Below are 868 nucleotides of genomic sequence, written 5' to 3'. Positions count from 1 at the left end.
TCCCTCTCAAAGCAGCTCGACGCCCTCCAGTCCGCCTTGCTTGACTGGGCCCAGGAGGTATGGCAGACCCTGGGCCAAAACGGCCCTTTGTCCCTGGGTGAACAGGCCCGCCAGGGCTCTGTCCCGACAGGGGATCGTCCCGTCGCTGCGGATGGGAAACACCTGCGGGGCACCCGGCGCATCCGGCAAGGGGAAGAGGCGCTGGTCTTTTTGTCAGCTTTGGTTCAGGGGCTGGGACTCTCCCTGGGCAGCCAGGCGGTTGTTTCCGGTGAGGCAGCGGCGGCGCAGGGACTGGCGGTACGCATGGAGGGGCTGGGGGTGGACTGGGTACTGACGGGGGATGCCGCCTTGTGCCAACAGGAGGTGGCGGCAGCGGTGGTGGAGCAAAAGGGGGGTATCTGTTCAGCGTCAAAGAGAATCAGCCGGAGCTCAAGGAACTGATCCAGTGGGCTTTTGCCAGCTACCAGGCCACGGATCAACACATCCAGCACCAGGTTCGGGGTGGAGAGGTCTGGACGAGGACGATCCCCTTCGGGACGGGCTGGCACCCGTGCACCGGATGGCACCTGGAGGTGCTGCCTATGCCTGAGGCGGTAAGCGGCTGACAGGGCTCGCAGATGGCCTTGCGGATGCAACGGAGGGTTGTACGCAAAAATACCGGGGAGCTACGGGAGGAGACCGCCTATGCGCTGACCAGTCTGCAGGCGTCAGCGAGGCAGCTTTATGCCCTGTGGCGGGGACACTGGGAGGTGGAGAACCGTCTACACCACAAGCGAGACACGGTGTTGGGAGAGGATGCCTCCCGCAGCCGCAAGGGGGCGGTGGGGCTGATGTACTTACGCGATGTCATCCTGAGCCTCTTGCATCT

The 868-nt window shown here is 64.2% G+C and carries 2 pseudogenes; both read left to right on the top strand.

What is annotated here, in order from left to right:
* Positions 1-441 (top strand): annotated as a pseudogene (locus Mrose_RS19575) (hypothetical protein); the annotation flags it as partial.
* Between the two features lie 188 nt (positions 442-629).
* A pseudogene (locus Mrose_RS19570) lies at positions 630-868 on the top strand (ISAs1 family transposase); the annotation flags it as partial.

Origin of the sequence: Calidithermus roseus (assembly GCF_003574095.1) — a bacterium.
GTDB lineage: Bacteria > Deinococcota > Deinococci > Deinococcales > Thermaceae > Calidithermus > Calidithermus roseus.
The sequence above is the reverse complement of the archived record's forward strand: the minus strand, read 5'-3'. Positions and strand labels throughout refer to the sequence as shown.